This window comes from Pseudomonas salicis (assembly GCF_057128705.1).
Map to the genome: position 1 here is coordinate 149,683 of NZ_JBSKHU010000005.1, position 16,593 is coordinate 166,275.

13 protein-coding genes are annotated in these 16,593 nt (G+C 61.7%); 3 read left to right on the forward strand and 10 right to left on the reverse strand.

All coding sequences use genetic code 11. From position 1 onward, the window contains the following. Positions 1 to 57 precede the first annotated feature (57 nt). Together ACWKWE_RS19225 and ACWKWE_RS19230 are read left to right on the forward strand one after the other, a co-directional pair. On the forward strand, positions 58 to 549 hold the full coding sequence (locus ACWKWE_RS19225) for a M48 metallopeptidase family protein (protein WP_371928554.1): 492 nt from the start codon (positions 58 to 60) through the stop codon (positions 547 to 549). 71 nt (positions 550 to 620) lie between these two features. Then, positions 621 to 917 carry a winged helix-turn-helix domain-containing protein gene (locus ACWKWE_RS19230; RefSeq protein ID WP_483851628.1) on the forward strand — a complete coding sequence of 99 codons (297 nt, stop codon included), beginning with the start codon at positions 621 to 623 and terminating at the stop codon, positions 915 to 917. Between the two features lie 137 nt (positions 918 to 1,054). Here the strand turns inward: ACWKWE_RS19230 and ACWKWE_RS19235 are convergent, their stop codons facing one another. Continuing rightward, the gene (locus ACWKWE_RS19235; RefSeq protein WP_483851402.1) at positions 1,055 to 1,513 is read right to left on the reverse strand and encodes a GNAT family N-acetyltransferase; all 459 of its coding nucleotides are present in this window, start codon (positions 1,511 to 1,513) and stop codon (positions 1,055 to 1,057) included. A gap of 312 nt (positions 1,514 to 1,825) precedes the next feature. Here ACWKWE_RS19235 and ACWKWE_RS19240 point away from each other — a divergent pair, with 312 nt between their 5' ends. Then, positions 1,826 to 2,563 (forward strand): substrate-binding periplasmic protein, encoded by a 738-nt coding sequence (locus ACWKWE_RS19240; protein ID WP_483851403.1) that lies wholly within the window; start codon positions 1,826 to 1,828, stop codon positions 2,561 to 2,563. Here the strand turns inward: ACWKWE_RS19240 and yccS are convergent. The 9 genes from yccS to betI form a co-directional block, all read right to left on the reverse strand. Then, complete coding sequence (gene yccS / locus ACWKWE_RS19245; protein ID WP_483851404.1) at positions 2,544 to 4,754, reverse strand: YccS family putative transporter; 2,211 nt, start codon at positions 4,752 to 4,754, stop codon at positions 2,544 to 2,546. The two genes, ACWKWE_RS19240 and yccS, sit on opposite strands and share 20 nt — an antisense overlap. A 261-nt stretch (positions 4,755 to 5,015) precedes the next feature. After that, a complete protein-coding gene (locus ACWKWE_RS19250) occupies positions 5,016 to 6,194 on the reverse strand; it encodes a BaiN/RdsA family NAD(P)/FAD-dependent oxidoreductase (RefSeq protein WP_483851405.1) in 1,179 nt (392 codons plus the stop codon). A gap of 141 nt (positions 6,195 to 6,335) precedes the next feature. Beyond that, positions 6,336 to 7,715, reverse strand: a complete 1,380-nt coding sequence (gene dbpA / locus ACWKWE_RS19255) for an ATP-dependent RNA helicase DbpA (protein WP_166596082.1) — start codon at positions 7,713 to 7,715, stop codon at positions 6,336 to 6,338. Positions 7,716 to 7,998: 283 nt separating this feature from the next. Continuing rightward, positions 7,999 to 9,441, reverse strand: coding sequence for a multidrug transporter subunit MdtD (gene mdtD, locus ACWKWE_RS19260; protein ID WP_166596081.1), 1,443 nt, complete (start codon positions 9,439 to 9,441; stop codon positions 7,999 to 8,001). Between the two features lie 60 nt (positions 9,442 to 9,501). Next, complete coding sequence (locus tag ACWKWE_RS19265) at positions 9,502 to 10,827, reverse strand: TldD/PmbA family protein (RefSeq protein WP_483851406.1); 1,326 nt, start codon at positions 10,825 to 10,827, stop codon at positions 9,502 to 9,504. Beyond that, on the reverse strand, positions 10,827 to 12,269 hold the full coding sequence (locus ACWKWE_RS19270) for a TldD/PmbA family protein (protein WP_483851407.1): 1,443 nt from the start codon (positions 12,267 to 12,269) through the stop codon (positions 10,827 to 10,829). The genes ACWKWE_RS19265 and ACWKWE_RS19270 overlap by 1 nt, the downstream gene beginning before the upstream one ends. A 190-nt stretch (positions 12,270 to 12,459) precedes the next feature. Then, the gene (betA, locus tag ACWKWE_RS19275) at positions 12,460 to 14,163 is read right to left on the reverse strand and encodes a choline dehydrogenase (RefSeq protein WP_483851408.1); all 1,704 of its coding nucleotides are present in this window, start codon (positions 14,161 to 14,163) and stop codon (positions 12,460 to 12,462) included. 230 nt (positions 14,164 to 14,393) lie between these two features. Then, positions 14,394 to 15,866 carry a betaine-aldehyde dehydrogenase gene (gene betB / locus ACWKWE_RS19280; protein WP_483851409.1) on the reverse strand — a complete coding sequence of 491 codons (1,473 nt, stop codon included), beginning with the start codon at positions 15,864 to 15,866 and terminating at the stop codon, positions 14,394 to 14,396. Positions 15,867 to 15,957: 91 nt separating this feature from the next. Next, complete coding sequence (gene betI, locus ACWKWE_RS19285) at positions 15,958 to 16,551, reverse strand: transcriptional regulator BetI (RefSeq protein WP_401147355.1); 594 nt, start codon at positions 16,549 to 16,551, stop codon at positions 15,958 to 15,960. Positions 16,552 to 16,593: the final 42 nt, after the last annotated feature.

The following is a 16,593-nucleotide window of genomic DNA, read 5'->3' on the forward strand; positions in this document are numbered from 1 at the left end:
GCGGTAGACTGATGCCTTTTCGAGCCACACGATCAGACCATGACCGCCAACGCGCCAATGATGCTCAAGTACCTGCAGGCCTACCCGGCCTCTTTGCAGGATCAGGTCCGCCACCTGATTGCCCAGGACAAACTCGGCGATTATCTGGAGCAGCGCTACCCCGGACGCCATGACGTGCAGAGCGACAAAGCGCTCTACGCCTACGCGCTCGCCCTCAAGCAGGAACACCTTCGCAACGCGCCGACCATCGATAAAGTGCTGTTCGACAACCGCCTGGACCTCACCCATCGCGCCCTTGGCCTGCACACCACGGTTTCACGCGTGCAAGGCGGCAAGCTCAAGGCCAAGAAAGAAATCCGCGTGGCCTCGCTGTTCAAAGAGGCGGCGCCTGAGTTCCTCAAGATGATCGTCGTGCATGAACTGGCGCACTTCAAAGAGAGCGACCACAACAAGGCCTTCTACAACCTGTGTGAGCACATGCAGCCGGGGTATCACCAGCTGGAATTCGACCTGCGCGTGTACCTGACGTGGCGGGACATGCAGGGCTGAGGGCGTGATGGTTGGTCGTTATCGGAATTGGTGAGAGCATGGGCGCACCTCTCATCGACAAGGACCTGACGATGGACGTCAGCAAAACCAAAAGCAGCTTTTACCGCCGCTTGTATGTGGCGTATTTGATCGACAGTGGCATCGCCAGCAGCGTCCCGGCCCTCACCGACGTCACCGGCATGCCCCGTCGGACGGCGCAAGACACTATCGCTGCGTTGGCGGATCTGGACATCGTGTGTGAGTTCGAACAGGAAGAGGGCGCGCGCAATCACGCGGGGTCGTACCGGATTCGCGAGTGGGGCGCGATCGACAAGCGCTGGATTGCGAAGCATCTGGCGCAGATCAAATCGGTGCTGGGTTATCCCTGAGTCGGGCGACTGACGCTGAACACCTGTGGGAGCGAATTCATTCGCGAAAGTAGATCAGGCGACAGAGATGTATCGGCTGTACTGGCCAATCGCGAATAAATTCGCTCCCACAGTTCGACCGCGGAGTGCCCCAAGGCTCAATCCAGGTCCCGACGCATCCCGATGTGCGGAATGCCGTCCTCGACGTACACCTCACCCACCGGGTTGAACCCGTAACGGCTGTAGTAGCCCTGCAAATGCGCCTGCGCCGACAGATAGATCGGTTGATCGGGCCAGTTGCGTTCGGCGTGTTCCAGCGCTTGCACCATCAATTCGTTGCCCATGCCTTTGTTGCGCATTGATGGGGCAGTCACCACGCGTCCGATGGTCACGTCGCCGTCCTGCTGGATCGGGTCGAGCAGGCGCAGATAAGCCACCAGTTCATCGTCTTGCCAAGCCATCAGATGGCGCGTATCGCCCAGCAAGTCCTGGCCATCGACATCCTGATAAAAGCATTTCTGTTCGACCACGAACACCTGCGCGCGCAGCTGCAAAATGGCGTACAACTGTTCCTTGCTCAGGGCGGTATGGTGTTTGCAAATCCAGTTGATAGACATGAAGCCGGCTCGCGAAAAGAAGTCGATCCCGGATACTAAACGCATATTGCTGTAAGCCCAACGTCAACGCGTGGTGACAGTTGTGACAACGATCAGGGCATCGCGCGATTTCTTGAACTGCGGCACAAACATTGGCCACTTATGTGTTGTGGAAAAACAGCAACCGGTCTTCAATGAAGGCCACTTGCTACCCCAGAAAATCGTCTCCATTCGGGTCATGCAATGACCTTTTGCTCGCACCAGGGATGTCACAGTGTCGCTTGATTGCCGCTGAAAAATCGCAGGCCATCCACCTGCCTAAGGATCTTGAGCATGCCGCGTTTGCTTCGAGCCATGGCTTTGCTGGGAATGCTGTTGATTGCGCAAGGCGCGTCGGCGCAGAAACTGCGTATCGCCGGTGACGCCTGGGCCCCTTATTCGGATCTGACGTTGATCAATGGTGGGCTGTCCACCGACCTGATTCGCACAGCGCTGGGCCGCGCCGGTTACACCACTGAATACGATCAGGTGCCGTGGGCCAGAGCCGTTCATGGGGTCAGTGAAGGGCGTTATGACATCCTGATCAACGCGTGGTACAGCAAAGATCGCACAGAGATTGGCGAGTTTTCCGGCGAGTACCTGGTTAACCGTTTGCGGTTTCTCAAGCGCAAAACGTCGGACATCCAGTACAAAAGCCTGCCTCAGTTACACCCCTATTCCATTGCCATCGTCCGCAGCTATGCCTACTCCCCCGAGTTCGATAACGATCCCGATCTGAAAAAAATACCGGTCGCGAGCTTTTCGACGGCGGTCCGGATGTTGGCGGCGGGGAGGGTGGAGCTGACCGTCGAGGACGAATACGCGGCGCGTTTCGCCCTTAGTCACGAGCCGGAAGACGTGCGAGACAGCGTCGACTTTTTGCCCCAGTCATTGAGCGAAAACAGCCTGCACATTCTGGTCAGCCTGAAGAACCCCGATCACGCGAAAATCGTCGCCGATTTCGACAATGCCATCGCCGCCATGAAAGCCGATGGCACCTACGACAAGTTGTTCAAGCTGCACGGTCTGTAACGGCTGTCTCGTCCTTGGATGGCTCTTTGATCAAGTGAGCCGCCAAGGTGCGCAGCGGCCCCAGCTGACGGCAGATCAGCGCCAGTTGTGTTTGCACCAGACGCTGCCCTTCATCGATCTCTTCCGGCATCTGCTCAAGGTCCGCCGCCAGGGCTTCCTCGGCATCGCTTTGTACCGCCACGGGGTGACGGGTGGCCAGGCTCTGGGCGATCTCATCGATGCTCGACGCCAGATTGGCGCCCGCACCTTCGATCAACTGCTCGCGCACTTCGTTAGGGAGCTGGGTCTCGCGGTGGGCGCCGAGCCCTGACAAATAGCTCAGCAATGTGTGCGAGAGCACCAGGAAGCGGAAGCCCACGTCGGCCTCTTTGCGGAAATGGCCGGGCTCCATCAGCATGTTCGCCAGCGTCGTGGACAGCGCGGCGTCGGCGTTGTGGGCGTTGCGTCGGGCCAAGCGATAAGCGAGGTCGTCGCTCTTGCCTTGGGCGTACTGCTGCATGATCTGGCGCAGATAAATGCTGTTGCAGGACAGCGTGTTCGCCAGCACTTTGTTCAGGCGTCGGCCCTGCCAGTCCGGCAGGAACAGGAACACCGCCAGGCCCGCGATCAAGCTGCCGAGCAGCGTGTCCATCAGGCGCGGCAGGAACAGCCCGTAGCCGTTGCCGACCTGATTGAAGCAGAACAGGATCATCACCGTGATCGCTGCCGTGGACAGTGTGTAACGCGTGGTGCGGTTGACGAAGAACACAACCCCCGCGAGCACTGCGCACATCGATTGCAGCACCGGCGTGGTGATCAGGTCGAACAGAATCCAGCCCGCCGTCAGGCCAATGGCCGTGCCGATGATCCGCTGCCCCAGCTTGCGCCGGGTGGCGCCGTAGCTCGGCTGGCAGACGAAAACCGTGGTCAGAATGATCCAGTAGCCTTGCGACGGGTGGATCAGGTGAACCATGAGATAACCGATCACCAGCGCCAGCGGCAGACGCAGGGCGTGGCGGAACAGCAGCGAGGTCGGGGTCAGTTGCAGGCGCAAGCGGGTCCAGACGTCTTTCAGGTTACGCGGAGAACGGTCCAGCAGGCTGCTGTCGGAGGCGTCGGCCAGCGCGTCGGGATTGCTCGCGTCGCTGAGCAGTCGGTCCAATGTGCCGAGGTTATTCGCCAGTGCGCGCAGGGAGCGCAGCAGGCCACGCCACGCCGGGTTGCTCTGGATGCGCAGGTGTTCGAGGGACGCGCGCAGGTCGTCCAGCGCATGGGCGAAGCTGTCGTCGTAAACGAACGGTTGGCGCAACTGGATCGACACTGACAGGTCGCGGCAGGCGTTGCCCTGCTGACGCAGCAAGCGTTGGCAGCGGAACAATACGTCGCTGTGGAAGAACGCTTCGGCCAGCGAGTTGTAGGGATAGTGCGAGGAGCTGGCGCGTTCGTGGATGTCCTGAGCGAGAAAGTACAGCTTCAGGTAGCGACTGACCTTCGAACCGGGTCGACCGCTGCCGACGCGGTTGAGGATGATTTCCTTGGTCACGTTCAGCGCGGCGACGACCTTGCCGTTCTGCTTGGCCAGCTCCAGACGCTTGGCTTCGATGTCCAGCGTGCGAATCGGCTCAAACAGCTCGGACTTCAGTTTCAGGTACAGGCCCAGTTCCCGGAACAGTCGCGCCAACGCCTGCTGCACCGGCTGGTTGGAAAACAGCATCTGCCACAGCACTGACAGCAGTCCGTACCACGCGGCGCCGGCCACCAGAAGCATGGGCTCGTGCCAGAAATCCGTGACCTCGCCACCGCGCTGGTCCACGCCGATCATGGTGTAGACCGAGAGAATGAGCGTCGCGTAAGCGATGGCGCCGTATCGTTCGCCCAAGGCGCCGAGCATCGTCAGGCAGAACGCCGCGAGGGCGAAGGCGCTGATGAACAGCACGGGGTAGGGGAACAGCAATTCAACGGAGAGCGCCGCGATACTGAAACACACCAGCGTCACGGCCAGTGCATTGAGGCGGCCCTGCCAGCTGTCGTCGGTTTCGGAGAGGGCGCTGGCGATAATCCCGAGGAACAGCGGGATGACCAGCGACATTTCGTTTTGATACCAGCACAGCGCCATGCTGCCGGTCAGCGCGATAAACACCCGCACGCTGTAGGAAAATTTGTCCAGCGCCCACAGGCGGCGGAAGGTATTGCGCAACGATTTCGATGCCATGAACGCGGACGGCCTTTTTCGCGACTGATTCTGCTGATGGATATGTACAGCGCCTGATGCGCGCTGTACATCTGATTAGCAAAATTTATTCCGAGAGAGCCAGATGGCACTGATCTTCAGGGGGAGAGCAGTTCAAACTGTGGGAGCGAATTCATTCGCGAAAGGCCGATACATCCGACGCATCTCTATCGCTCATACCTACGCATCGCGAATGAATTCGCTCCTACAGGGGTTCTGCGTCGTCAGCCAAATAGATGAACGTTAGACAAACTGCGCTGCCGCATACGCCGACGCCCAAGCCCACTGGAAGTTGAAACCGCCCAAATGCCCGCTGACGTCCAACACTTCGCCGATGAAATACAGCCCCGGTGACTTCAGCGATTCCATCGTTTTCGAGGACACTTCCCGCGTATCGATGCCGCCCAGCGTTACCTCCGCCGTGCGATAACCCTCGGTGCCCGCCGGAACCACCTTCCAGCTCGCGAGTTTCTCGGCGATGTCGGCCAGTTCGGCGTGGGTGTATTGCTTCATCGGCTTGGAGACGAACCACTGATCGGCGATCAGGTTGGCCATTTTCTTGGTGAAGATCTCGCCCAGCAGGGTCTTGAGTTCGCTGTTCGGGCGCTCGGCCTGGTGCTCGGTCAGCCAGCCGTGGGCGTCGTGGTCGGGCAGCAGGTTGATCTCAACCGTGTCACCGGGGTGCCAGAACGAGGAAATCTGCAGGATCGCCGGCCCGCTCAGCCCGCGATGGGTGAACAGGATGTTCTCGCGGAAGCTCGTGTCGTTGCAGCTCACCAGGCAATCCACCGACGTGCCCGACAGCTCGGTGCACAGCTCTTTCAACTGATCGGTGATGGTGAACGGCACAAGGCCGGCGCGGGTCGGCAGCAGGGTGTGACCGAACTGCTTGCCCACCTGATAACCAAAACCGGTAGCGCCCAGCGTCGGAATCGACAGGCCGCCCGTAGCGATCACCAGCGAGGTGCAGTTGATGTTGCCCAAGGTGGTTTGCAGCAGGTAGCCGGATTCGATTTTCTCGATGGCCTGCACCGAGGTGTCCATATGCAGGGCAACGCCCGCGTCATCGCATTCGCTGAGCAGCAGGCCGAGGATGTCGCTGGACTTGTTGTCGCAGAACAGCTGGCCAAGCTTCTTCTCGTGGTACGGCACGCCGTGCTTGATCACCAGTTCGATGAAATCCCACTGGGTGTAGCGGGCCAGTGCCGATTTGCAGAAGTGTGGGTTCTGCGAGAGGAAGTTGGCGGGCTCGGTGTACATGTTGGTGAAATTGCAGCGCCCGCCGCCCGACATGAGGATTTTCTTGCCCGGCTTGTTGGCGTGATCGATCAGCATCACCTTGCGACCACGATTGGCGGCGATGGCGGCGCACATCAAACCTGCGGCGCCAGCGCCGATGATCACAACGTCAGTAACGGGCAAAGCGGTGTCCTCGGGTGTTCTGTGGTGTGTCAGAAGGTTTTGCGGTGTTTGTGAATACGTTTCGCGAATGAATTCGCTCCCACAGGTTGAGCGCGGTCAGTCTGTGAGAGCGAATTCATTCGCGATGCGGTTTGCGGGTTCTCAGAGAATCCGGACCCGCAACGATTTGCCCTTGATCTTGCCGTTGTTCAGACGATCCAGCGCCTGTTTGGCGATGCCACGTTCCACGGCGACGTAGGCCTGGAAATCGAAGATCGCAATCTTGCCCACCTGAGTGCCGGGAATGCCCGCTTCGCCGGTCAGCGCGCCGAGGATGTCGCCCGGACGCAGTTTGTCCTTGCGGCCCGAACCGATGCACAGGGTGGTCATCGGTGGCAGCAGCTTGCCGCCTTCCTTGCGAGTCAACTGGTCGTACTGCTGCCAGTTCAGTGGCGCTTTTTGCAGCTCTTCGACGGCGCGGGCGCGCTGGCTTTCGCCCGGGGCGACGAGGCTGACGGCGATGCCGGTTTCGCCCGCACGACCGGTCCGGCCCACGCGGTGAATGTGGATTTCCGAATCACGGGCCAGCTCGACGTTGATCACCATGTCCAAAGCGTCGATGTCGAGACCGCGCGCGGCAACGTCGGTGGCGACCAGCACTGAGGTGCTGCGGTTGGCGAACATCGCCAGCACTTGATCGCGATCACGCTGCTCCAGATCGCCATGCAGACCAACGGCCGACATGCCCTTGGCGGTCAGGTGGTCGACCACTTCTTGCACCTGCTGCTTGGTGAAGCAAAACGCCACGCAGGATTGCGGGCGGAAATGATCGAGGACTTTCACCACCGCTTCGAGGCGTTGCTCGGGCGAGATTTCGTAGAAAATCTGCTCGATCTGGCTATCGGCGTGCAGCGCTTCGACCTTCACGGTCTGTGGGTCGCGCATGAACTTGGAGGCCAGCTGTTTGATGCCGACCGGGTACGTGGCCGAGAACAGCAGGGTCTGACGACGCTCCGGGGTCTGCTCGATGATGTCGGCGATGGCGTCGTAGAAACCCATGTCGAGCATGCGGTCGGCTTCGTCGAGGACCAGCGTGTTCAGGCCGTCGAGGACCAGCGAGCCTTTGCGCAGGTGCTGCTGAATGCGGCCCGGCGTGCCGACGATGATGTGCGCGCCGTGTTCCAGCGAGGCGATTTGCGGGCCGAAGGACACGCCGCCGCACAGGGTCAGGACTTTGATGTTGTCTTCGGAACGCGCCAAACGACGGATTTCCTTGGCGACCTGATCCGCCAGCTCACGGGTCGGGCAAAGCACGAGTGCCTGGCAGCCGAAGTAGCGCGGGTTGATCGGGTTGAGCAGGCCGACGCCGAACGCGGCGGTCTTGCCAGAGCCGGTCTTGGCTTGAGCGATCAGGTCCATGCCCTTGAGCATCACCGGCAGGCTCTGCGCCTGAATCGGCGTCATCTCGGCATAACCAAGGGACTCCAGGTTAGCCAGCATGGCGGCGGAAAGGGGCAGCGAGTTGAAAGCGGTGTTAGTCACGGGACGGGCCTGCAAAACAAAATGTCGCGCAGTGTATCAGGTCGCGGCCCATGGCTTGGGGGTGGGGGCGATAAATGGTGGGGGTTGTCTGTCGTTGTTCGACGATGCTGGATGCGCGGCTGATCTCTCTGTTGGCACAGGGCCCACTGTGGGAGCGAATTCATTCGCGAATGGGCGGTCCATCCGACCCATCTCCACAAGCCGGACAATTTTTCGCGAATGAATTCGCTCCCACAGAGGGGTTTGCGTCCGGCAGGGAGTCCGGTGCGTGCCTCTCAGACGATCACGCCTCGATCTCAGGCTCCGTCTGCGGCTTGCGCGGTGGATTCTCGGGGGGCATGCGTGGCGAGAGTTGCAGGAAGATCGACGCTGCGAGCATCGCCAACACGCCCACGCACAGGAACGTCAGCTGGAACGCGCCCAGCACGCTGCTCACTTCGCCCGTCGACACATCATCGGTAAAGCCCCCCAACAATGCCGCCGCACACGCAACGCCCAAGCTCAACGACAACTGCGCCACCACCGACAACAGGCTATTGCCGCTCGCTGCGCTGGCATCGTCGAGGTCGATCAGCGTCACGGCATTCATCGCCGAGAACTGCAACGAGTTGACCCCGCCCAGGAACGCCAGGTGGATCAGCAGCAGCCAATACGGCGTGTCGGCGTCCACCAACGCCATGCTCGCCAGCAGCGCGCCGAGCAGGAGGGTGTTGCCGGTCAGCACGATGCGATAGCCCAGACGCTCGATGGCGCGGGTGGCCAACGGCTTGGCGAACATCGCGGCCAAGGCCAGCGGAATCATGCTCATCCCGGCGTGGGACGGCGAATAACCCAGCGCCACTTGCAGCATCAGCGGCACCAGAAACGGCAACGCGCCGCTGCCCAGACGGGCGAACAAGTTGCCCATGATCCCGACCGCGAAACTGCGGGTGCGGAACAGCGATGCAGAAAACAGCGGGGATTCGACATGCCCGGCCCGCAGCCAATACGCCGCCAGACAGGCCATGCCGCCAAACAGCAGCATCACCACACGCAGGTGCGGCAGGTGCAGTTCGCCCAAGCCTTCCAACGCGATGGTGATCAGAACCATCGAAGCGCCGAACAGCGAGAACCCCACCAGATCGAAACGCGTGCGTCCGCCGCCCACGAGATCAGGGATGAACTTGCGCACCGCAAAGCAGCCCAGAATCCCCACGGGAATGTTGATCAGGAAGATCCAGTGCCAGCTCAGGTATTCCACCAGCCAGCCGCCAACCGTAGGCCCCATCAGCGGACCGAGCAGGGCGGGCATGGTGATGAAACTGAGGATGCGCACCAGCTCCGTCCGCGGATAGGCCCGCAGCACGATCAGCCTGCCGACCGGCATCATCAACGCGCCGCCCAAACCCTGAATCACCCGGGCCGCGACCAGCATGCCAAGGGTGTTGGCCGCTGCGCACAGCAATGAGCCGAAGCTGAACAACAGAATCGCGCTGAAGAAAATCCGCTTGATCCCGAAACGGTCAGAGATCCAGCCCGACGCCGGAATCAGCAGGGCGATGGTCAGCATGTAGGCGATAATCACCGACTGCATGCGCAACGGGTCTTCGGACAGCGAACGGGCCATGGACGGCAGCGCGGTGTTGAGGATCGTGCCGTCCAGGCTTTGCATGAAAAAGGCGATGGCAATGACCCAAGGCATCCAGCGCAGAGTTCTGGCGTCCAGTTGCGGCGTGTTGGTCGGCATGTGGATCGTGGGTCCTTTTGGTTTTGTTGGTTGGCGCACTGCGTTCGGGTGTTTGCCGCGCTACAAAGTCAACGTCAACCTACTGATCAGCGCCCCCGGCAGCAGATTCGACGCCGTCTGACGTTGACTGTAGGTGCTTGCCGACAAGATGAGTTCCCTTTCCTTCGTCAATTGCTCCAACGCCCCTCCCAGCAAACTGAAAATGCTGTCGTCGAAACGCATGGTGCTGACTGGGGCCTTGATTTGGCCGTCCTCGACCCAGAAGGTCGCGAAGCGGGTCATCCCGGTGATGCGCCCGGCGGTGCGGTCGGAGAAGTTCAGGTACCAGAGGTTGCTGATGTACAACCCCGTGCCCAACGCCTTCAACACCTCGTCCAGAGCCAGTGCCCCGCCGCTCATGCTCAGCGCGCCAGGCGCTTCACCCCAACCGGCACCGTTGGCGGTGAGGCCGTATTCGGCGGCGCTGCGCGAGTCGATCAGCCGGTCTTTCGCGAGGCCCTCGACCACCAACGACAGGTCCGAGCGCGGATAGCCTTCGCCCGAAAACGCCGGAGACAGGGAGCCGGTCACCTGTTCGTCCAGGCTCACCAAGGGATTCAGCGTCGCGTGACCGTCGTACAGACGTTGCAACGGACTGGTTTTGTCCGCCAGCGATTGCGCCGAAAACCCGCCCCAGCACAGCATGCTCATCACTTCTTCCAGTGCCGCTGGTGCCAAGTACGCGCGGTATTGTCCAGGCGCCAGGGTGTGCGACGGCTGACCCAAAAACGCCAGTTGCTCGCGGGCCAAGGCAAAGCGCTTGGCGAACGCCTCATCGCTCCATTCGTGGCCGGCGTAGTTGGCCTTTACCGCCTGACCGTTCTCGTGAAACAGGCTCCAGTCGAAGTTGAAGCTGTTCGCCTGGTGCCAGCCCAGCGCGCCGTTGGAGCTGGCGAAACCGCGATAGATCGGCCCTGCGGCGTAGATCCCGACCAGATCCAGCCCTTCGCCCAGTTGCGCGATTTGCTCGACCACATGGGCGCTGTCCGGCAGCGGCGCATCCTGCAGGTTGCTGCTCTGCCAGGCGTCGTCGTTGAGCAGCAGATAGGGATCGGCAGGCAGCAGCGTCAGGGTTTCGCGCAGTTGTTGCAGCGCTTCGCCCAGGCGCTGGCGATCAACGGCTTCATCACCCGACAGCGTCAGGTTGAGGTCCGCGTGGCGGCCGTAGTCGATCAGCTTGAAGTACACGCTAGCCTGCTGCACATGCCCGGCCTGACGGACCTTGGCGTGGTTGAAGCGAATGAAATCCGAGGCCTCGGCGTTGTAGCTGAGGGTGAAGCGCTCCTTCGGTGTGATCGCGCTCTGCAGCCAGTCGACCAGCGCCGTGAATTGGGCTTGATGGGACATCAGGCGTCACCTCCGAAAACATCGACGTTGGCGAACACGCAGGCGGGCGAGGCATGGCCCACACGCACCACCTGATTGGGTTCGCCCTTGCCGCAGTTCGGCGTGCCCAGCACTTTGAAGGTGCTGGCGTCGCCAACCGCGCTGAGGTTGCGCCAGAACTGCGCGGAGATCGCCCGGTAGTTCGGGTTTTTCACCACGCCCTTGAGTTCGCCGTTCTCAATCAACTGGCCCCACTCGCAGCCGAACTGGAATTTGTTGCGTGCGTCGTCAATCGACCACGAGCGGTTGGTGCTCATCAGAATGCCGTGCTCGATGCCGCCAATCAGCTGCGGCAGGGTCTTGTCGCCGGGCTCGATGTTGAGGTTGGCCATGCGGTCGATCGGTGCGCGGTTCCAGCTGCAGGCGCGGCTGTTGGCGACGCCTTCCATGCCGCTGCGGAACTGCGACAGCGCGCCGCCCAGCGGACGCTCGAGCACGCCATCCTTGATCAGGAACTGCTTGCTGGCCGGGGTGCCGTCGTCGTCGAAAGCGTAGCTGGCCAGTTGCTCGGGGATCTCCGGGTCGAAGGTCACGTTGAGCAGATTCGAGCCGTATTGCAGGCTGCCGAAGTCGCTCGCCTTCACAAAACTGGTGCCCGCGTAATTGCGCTCGTCGCCCAGGATGCGGTCCAGCTCCAGCGGGTGGCCGATGGATTCGTGGATCTGCAGGATCATCTGGTCCGGCGTCAGCAACAGGTCGCGCGGCCCGGTCGGGGTGTTGGGCGCCATGATCAGTTGCAGCGCCTGATCGGCGACGTTGGCCGCAGCGCCGATGATGCCGCAAGAGGTGATGACTTCCGCGCCGCCCTGCTGGCCGAAGTTCTCGCGGCCCAGGCTGCGGGTCTGGCTGTCCTGACCGTCGTAGGCGGTGACACTCAGGCCGGGAAAGACGAAGCGCTGCGCCTGACGGATCTCGGCGCCTGCGTTGTTGAGGTAGATCTGCTCGACGTTCTCAAGCCCCAGGCTGACCTGCCAGTTCACCAGCCGCTCGTCCCTGGGCACCGACGCGGATTCCTGACCGAGCAGGGCGTAGCAGTCGCAGAGGGAGGGGAAGGCGTTGGTGAGGTTCGGCGACAGGTAATCGGCGCGGCTGGTGGCCACGGCGTGGTCGCGCAGGTCGAGCAGGGAATGCCCGGCGAGCAAGCGTGCCTGGGCTTCGGCCCGTTCAAGGGCGGCCTGCAGGCCTCGTTGCGAAATGTCGTTGGTGGCCGCGTAGGCTTCGACGCCGTCGATGCGCACGGTCAGCATGGCGCCTTCGTCGGTGCTCAGTTGCGGCGGTTCAGGGACGTTCTTGCGTACGGACAGGTGTTGGCTGGTCTGTTTGACATAGCGCAGGGAGAAAAACCGGGCGCTGCTCTGCAGGGCGGCGAAGCGCTGCTTGAGTTGAGTGGAGAAGTCGAACATGCAGGAAAGCTCCTTGGCCATTCGCAGAGGCAATGCTGCGAATCATAGCGCGGAAGGACTCTGCGGCGGGGGAGAGATGTCCGATGACTTTTTGGGTGGGGCGAGGCACCTGTAGCAGTACGGCTTGCCGGCGGCGGTGTCCTTGTGATCGCTACCGCCGGCAAGCCGGACTGCTACAGGTCAGCACACATCAGTGGGCGGTTGGGCTGATCTCACGCATCGGCTTGCCACGCACTGGAGTATCACCTGCCACGAAATACTTGGCGGTGCTGCGCGGCAACGGGGTGCGGCCACGGATCTTGTCGGCGATTTTCTCGGCGATCATGATCGTCGGCGCGTTGAGGTTGCCGGTGGTGATGATCGGCATGATCGACGCATCGACCACCCGCAGACCCTGCATCCCATGCACGCGACCTTCAGCATCGACCACCGCCATCTCGTCGGTGCCCATCTTGCACGAGCACGACGGGTGGAACGCGGTCTCGGCATGCTCGCGCACGAACTGGTCCAGCTGCTCGTCGGTCTGCACCTCAACGCCAGGGCTGATCTCGCGACCCCGGTATGGGTCCAGCGCAGGCTGTTGCATGATCTCGCGGGTCAGGCGGATGCCGTCGCGGAATTCCTGCCAGTCTTGCTCGGTGGCCATGTAGTTGAAGAGGATGCTCGGGTACTCGCGCGGGTTCTTCGATTTCAACTGCACGCGGCCACGGCTCGGCGAGCGCATCGAACCGACGTGGGCCTGGAAACCGTGCTCTTTCACGCCATTGCTGCCGTTGTAATTAATCGCCACCGGCAGGAAGTGGTACTGAATGTTCGGCCACTCGAACTCCTCGCGGGAGCGGATGAAACCACCGGCTTCGAATTGGTTGCTGGCGCCGATGCCTTTGCCGAGGAACATCCACTCGGCGCCGATTGCCGGCTGGTTCCACCAGAGCAGCGACGGGTACAGCGAGACCGGTTCTTTGCAGGCGTATTGCAGGTACATCTCCAAGTGGTCTTGCAGATTTTCACCGACGCCGGGCAGGTCGTGGACCACCGGGATGTCGAGCTTTTTCAGCAGCTCAGCGGGGCCGACGCCGGAGCGTTGCAGCAGTTGCGGCGAGGCAATCGCGCCGCTGCTGACGATGACTTCCTTGCGAGCGCGGGCTTCGATGCGGGTGTCGCTGTCGCCGACCAGATAGGCCACGCCGACGGCGCGTTTGTTGTCGAACAGGATGCGGTCGGTCAGTGCGTGGGTGACGATGGTCAACGTCGAGCGCTGCTTGGCTTCGTCCAAGTAGCCGCGAGCGGTGCTGGCGCGACGGCCATTCGGCGTGACAGTGCGGTCCATCGGACCGAAGCCTTCCTGCTGATAACCGTTGAGGTCTTCGGTGCGCGGATAGCCCGCTTGCACACCGGCCTCGACCATCGCGTGGAACAGCGGGTTGTTGCCCGCTTTCGGCGTGGTCACGCTGACCGGGCCGTCGCCGCCGTGGTAATCGTTAGGGCCGATGTCGCGGGTTTCGGCCTTGCGGAAATAGGGCAAGCAGTCGAGATAGGTCCAGTTTTCCAGCCCTGGCAGTTTCGCCCAACCGTCGTAGTCCATCGCGTTGCCGCGGATGTAGCACATGCCGTTGATCAGCGACGAACCGCCCAGGCCCTTGCCACGACCGCACTCCATGCGACGGTTGTCCATGTGCGGTTCAGGGTCGGTTTCGTACGCCCAGTTGTAGCGCCGGCCTTGCAGCGGGAAGGCGAGGGCGGCGGGCATTTGCGTGCGGAAGTCAGCGCGGTAATCCGGGCCACCGGCTTCAAGCAAAAGGACCGTGACACCAGCGTCTTCGGTGAGACGGGCGGCCAGGGTGTTACCGGCCGAGCCTGCGCCGATGATGATGTAGTCGAATTCCTGGGACATTGAAGAACTCCCTCTGGAGAAAATGGCCAATGAGAGAGGGGAGGGGGAGCGGTGTGGCTGCTCTACCCCTAGCACCCCATGCTAGTGCGCTAGCCGAAGCGAGATCTGGACCTGTAGGAGTGAGCTTGCTCGCGATAGCGGCGGGTCAGCCGGCAAAGATGCAAATTGTGCCAACGTCATCGCGAGCAAGCTCACTCCTGCAGAGATCGGGTCATGGCGTAAGGCCGGGTTCAGAACACCGAAACGTAATCGCCCAGCTCGACCTGCACCGATTTGATCCGGGTGTACTGCGCCAACGAGCTGATCCCGTTTTCGCGACCGACGCCCGATTGCTTGTAGCCACCGACCGGCATTTTCGCGTCGGATTCGCCCCAGGCGTTGATCCAGCAAATGCCTGCTTCAAGCTGATGAATCACGCGGTGGGCGCGGGTGATGTCGCGGGTGACGATACCGGCGGCGAGGCCGAACTCGGTATCGTTGGCGCGGCGGATCACTTCTTCTTCGGTCTCGTAGCTGAGGATGCTCATGACCGGGCCAAAGATTTCCTCTTTGACGATGGTCATGTCGTCGCTGCAATCGGTGAACACGGTGGGTGCCACGAAGGCGCCGTGAGCGAATTCACCCTCGGTCAGGCGGTCGCCGCCGATCAGCAGGCGCGCACCTTCTTCCTTGCCCTTGGCGATGTAGCCCAGCACGCTTTCCATGTGGGCGAAGCTGACCAGCGGACCGAAGTTGGTGTTGTCGTCCTGCGGGTTGCCGACGCGGATGCGCTTCACACGCTCGACGATCTTGGCTTCGAACGCAGCCTTCAACGCGCTCGGCACGAACACGCGGGTGCCGTTGGTGCAGACCTGACCCGAGCTGTAAAAGTTGGCCATCATCGCGATGTCGGCGGCGCGGTCCAGATCGGCGTCGTCGAAGATGATCAGCGGCGACTTGCCGCCCAGTTCCATGGTCACTTCCTTGAGCGACGAACTCGACGCGCTGGCCATGACTTTCTTGCCAGTGTCGGTGCCTCCGGTGAACGAGACCTTCTCGATGCGCGGGTGCTCGGTCAGCCAGGTGCCGACTTCACGGCCGCTGCCGGTCAGTACGTTGAACACGCCATTCGGCACGCCCGCTTGGGTGTAGATTTCGGCAAGTTTCAGGGTGGTCAGTGAGGTGACTTCGCTCGGCTTGAAGATCATCGCGTTACCGGCGGCGAGGGCTGGGGCGGACTTCCACAGGGCGATCTGGATCGGGTAGTTCCACGCGCCGATGCCGACGGTCACGCCCAGCGGCTCGCGGCGGGTGTAGACGAACGCGGTGTCGCGCAGCGGGATCTGTTCGCCTTCGATGGCAGGGACCAGACCTGCGTAATATTCCAGCACGTCGGCGCCGGTGACGATGTCGACGTATTTGGTTTCGGAGATCGCTTTACCGGTGTCGAGGGTTTCCAGTTCGGCGAGTTCGTCGTTGCGCTCGCGCAGGATATCGACGGCGCGGCGCAGGATGCGTGAACGCTCCATGGCGGTCATCGCGGCCCAGATTTTCTGGCCCTTTTCAGCGCTGGTCACGGCACGTTCGACGTCTGCCTGAGTGGCCCGCTGGACCTTGGCGAGCACTTCGCCGTTGGCCGGGTTGATGGCTTCGAAGGTCGCATCGCCGCTGGCGTCGACGTAACCACCGTCAATGTAGAGTTTTTGCAATTCGAAACGGGCCATAAAGTCCTCGCAGTTGTCTGTGATGGGCGTTGACCGGATGCGCCGAGCGCAGTGCCAATCGTTGTCGGGCCGCTTGCCGTCCCTATCAGGATCAGCGCGCCGCTTTTGCCAGTTGGAAATCCATGTATTCGTAGGCGATCTGTTGCGCCTGTTCGGTATCGAAGGCGTCACCCGAAAGCGCGCCACGCAGCCACAAGCCGTCAATCAAGGCCGCCTGACCGCGAGCGGCGGTGCGCGCCTGCTCCAGCGGCAAGACGCGGCGGAACTGGCAGCACAGGTTCGAATACAGGCGGTGATCGTTGATCCGCTGTAAGCGATGCAGCGTCGGCGAATGCATGCTGGTGGCCCAGAAGGCCAGCCAGGTTTTCATTGCCGGGCCGTTGACCTGGCTGGCGTCGAAGTTGCCCTCGATGATCACTTTCAGATGCGCGCGCGGGCTGTCATCGGTCAGCGCCTGACGCCGCTCGGCGACGTTGACGATCAGCGCGTTCATCAAGTGGCGCATGGTTGCGGCGATCAGGCCGTTCTTGTCCTGAAAGTAGTGACTGATGATGCCGTTGGAGACCCCTGCCAGTTTGGCGATCAACGCAATGCTGGCGTCGCCCATGCCGACCTGGTCCACCGCCGTGAGCGTGGCCTGGATCAGTTGTTGGCGCCGAATGGGTTGCATACCGACCTTGGGCATCTGTGAGTCTCCTTGGCTCGCCGAGTGATCGTTAAGGACTGA